The organism is Flavobacterium sp., from assembly GCF_044368625.1.
Classification (GTDB): Bacteria; Bacteroidota; Bacteroidia; order Flavobacteriales; family Flavobacteriaceae; genus Flavobacterium.
On sequence record NZ_JBIPPD010000292.1, the window covers coordinates 1 to 3,136 of the forward strand.

Consider the following 3,136-nt stretch of genomic DNA (forward strand, 5'->3'; position numbering starts at 1 on the left):
AATAACAGACCTATTAGAAAATTCAATTATCTTAGTCCAATTGAAACTCTAAATAATAAGTTTGTTGCACTTATGAATTGAACACAGCAATCAATAAAAAATAACATTGATTTTGGGTCAGTTGTTTTGAAATCTAAACCTGCAATAATTTCAAATTTAGCTCCACTATCAAGTGAATACTTTAACGATTGTTCAATAACTTTAATTCCACTATGCTTTAAAAATGCAACTGCAATTTGAGTGTTTTTTGAATTAAATAATTCTTGATTAATGATTTTCCCAATAGGAAGATTTAAGTTTGATAATATTTGTATATTGCTCATAGTGTTGTAATTGCGTTAGGGATTGCAGTGTAAATCCTTTTTGTGAGGTACGAACAAAAAGATTGAAACGAAAAGCCCGACCGAAGGAAACGCCCAAAATATTTTAAATAAATCATTTTCTTGTAATTAATAATCTTTCTTGATAAATTTTTCCTTTTACGTCATAAAATGTCTCAAACACTTTTGTTTCTCCAACGTTGTTTAAAATCTCTAAAATTTCTTCGTACTTGATTTTATTTGCAGAAGATTTACTTTTCGATTTGTATGTATTGTTGTACGAAACTGCCAAATATTTAACATCTAAATTTTCAACCAAATCTTTGAAAGCGTGTTTTGCTCGTGAAGTGCAATATTCGCTCATATTTTCGGGTTCGGGTTTTAGTGCAACTCCAAACAATTCAGGTTTTTGCCATTGTACCAAATTTTCGTAAATGTGATAAAATCGGCTGTATTGTCTTGAATTATAAGGTGGGTCAATGTAGGCAATATCGCCTTTTAGTTTTCTAACCAATTTATTTGCATCTTCCTTGTAAATTTTTGCACCTGCAAAATCTTCGGTTTTTATCAAACGGAAATTTAAAGGTCGTTTTGTAATCGGTTTTTTGATATATGCGTCAAAATGCCCGACAGTATTAGCAAGTCGGTCAATCGTGTAAATTAATGAAGTTAAAAGAATTGCATACTCTTTTGAGTTGAGTTCGTTTTTTCTGCTTTCAATGTCTTGTCGGATATGTCCGATAAGTTTTGCAATGTCGTGTTCGTAAAATTTGCCCCCAAAATTTTTAGAAAAATAATTCTCTTTGATGTCTTTTGAATTTAAAGTATTGTACCCGTTTACGATGTCAATTATTTTTTTTGAGTTCCAATTTACATTGTCGTAAAATGCTTGGTAAGCAATATTATTTGAAATCAAAATATCGTTTAAAACTATATTTTTGTAGGTTTTCATTGCTTCTTTTGCAACGATTGAAGTCCCCGAAAAAACATCAATAAAGGTTTCGTTTCCTGTGGTTTCTTGTCGGATAATTTCCATTATCCAATCCGTCAATTTTGCTTTGTTCCCAATGTATCTGCGACTGTGTAGTTCAAATTTATCTAAATTTTCATAGTCGTTAAAAAGTGAGTTTCCGTATTTTATTTTTTGTTAGGAAAGAATAAATCCTTCAAGTCCAAAATCTTCATTTTGAACTTCATAAATGATTTTGTCGCTTATCAGTTGTTTGATTAGTTCTTGTTCACTGTATTTATAGAATGATGCCAAAATTTGAACTTGCGGTTTTGTCGGAAGTCTTTTTCCTGTTTCAATTCTACTCAAAGAAGTATAGTTGATAGTTGTCTTTTCAGCAACCTCTTGAAGATGGAAACCTTTGGTTTCTCGTATCTCTTTTAAAGTATCTCCGATTGAAATTAAAGTATCCAACATAATTTGACAATTTTCGTCAAATATAGAAATAATATTTTTATTTGCGACTATTTTGTTTAAGAAATTCTATTTTTTGGCTGATGAAATTTTCTAAACTTCTTATTTATGCGGTGTTCTTGTAGGGTGTCGCACAACGGTCGGCGCTTTGCGAAGGCGTGGGTTTCTACAACCAAGCCTTTTGATTTGGTACCAAGTTTATTCTAAAACCAAGCCTTTAAATTAAGCCGCCAAGCCACGCTTTTGCAAAACGCTTGTTGGCAGAAGATTTATAATTTCATTATCTTTTGATAATTTTAAAAAATATCAGATTTTGGCGTTGCCAAAATCTGATTAAAACTAAAAGTAGCTTTCCATAATTAGATTAAATTTCATAGGAAGAATATCAATATTAAGAAAATGATATTCAGAAATAATCTAATAACTATTGATGCTATTTTTTTATTGTATTCTATTATTCCTTTATTTTTCATCAAATTCAAAAATGTGTAAATTATCAGAACTAGATTAAATATAAAAATTAGTGCTGATACATATTTTAGAGGAAAAGTTAAGTCAGATTTACGTGCTATAAAATCAACTATATAACCAACTATAAATATTATATTTATAGAATCCGATAAACCATAATATTTTTTTAAATTAATCTCCATAAACACAGTCTGCAAAATCATAAATCATTAACGCTACACCAACATATCCCAAATATCTTTTTCCAATTAATCTTAACGCTCCAATCATTGTTTCTACAGTACCCAGTGCCGCAGTATTTAAATATAAATTTCTTATGCCACTAATACCTAATGCAAAGCTTGCGCAACTTCTAACTCTGTCCCAGTCTACATTATTAGTTTGATATTGAAAATTTACTATAAATGATAATTCTGCAAGTTGTTCATCCGTTAAATTTAAGATTTCTTGCTTCTCTATTTCTGTTAAATTTTGAAACTCATTTGTTGTTGTAATTTCATTAATCATTGCATTATGAATCAATTCTCCATTAGCTATTAGAGGTTGCAATATTACTTGCATTTCATTTTCTGTATTTATTCTATTAGTAGATTTTAAATTTTCATTTCTCTTTTTATAGTTTTCTATATCCACTATTACGGCATTTATTTGTTCAGGTTTTAGAAGTAATTTTGAGTAATTAAACTCATTTTTAACTTCTTCTTCTTTCGAACAACTAGTAAAGATTGAACTTGTTAGTATAACTGTGGCAATAATGCCGAAGATTACTTTCTTCATATTGATAAATTGTATTATGTTACTTTTTAATTTGCTGTGTTCAATTCATAAGTGCAACAAACTTATTATTTAGAGTTTCAATTGGACTAAGATAATTGAATTTTCTAATAGGTCTGTTATTAATTGATAATTCTACTTGTTTAAT

General features: G+C 29.1%; 4 protein-coding genes. All 4 read right to left on the reverse strand.

Annotated features, from left to right (window positions below):
- Positions 1-26 precede the first annotated feature (26 nt).
- The 4 genes from ACIQ2X_RS15085 to ACIQ2X_RS15100 all read right to left on the reverse strand — a co-directional run bounded on the left by ACIQ2X_RS15085 (position 27) and on the right by ACIQ2X_RS15100 (position 2,991).
- Positions 27-323, reverse strand: a complete 297-nt coding sequence (locus tag ACIQ2X_RS15085) for a hypothetical protein (RefSeq protein WP_396179783.1) — start codon at positions 321-323, stop codon at positions 27-29.
- Positions 324-435: 112 nt separating this feature from the next.
- The gene (locus ACIQ2X_RS15090) at positions 436-1,461 is read right to left on the reverse strand and encodes a DNA adenine methylase (protein ID WP_396179786.1); all 1,026 of its coding nucleotides are present in this window, start codon (positions 1,459-1,461) and stop codon (positions 436-438) included.
- A gap of 6 nt (positions 1,462-1,467) precedes the next feature.
- A complete protein-coding gene (locus ACIQ2X_RS15095) occupies positions 1,468-1,746 on the reverse strand; it encodes a helix-turn-helix domain-containing protein (protein ID WP_396179784.1) in 279 nt (92 codons plus the stop codon).
- Between the two features lie 639 nt (positions 1,747-2,385).
- The gene (locus ACIQ2X_RS15100; RefSeq protein ID WP_396179785.1) at positions 2,386-2,991 is read right to left on the reverse strand and encodes a hypothetical protein; all 606 of its coding nucleotides are present in this window, start codon (positions 2,989-2,991) and stop codon (positions 2,386-2,388) included.
- Positions 2,992-3,136 lie beyond the last annotated feature (145 nt).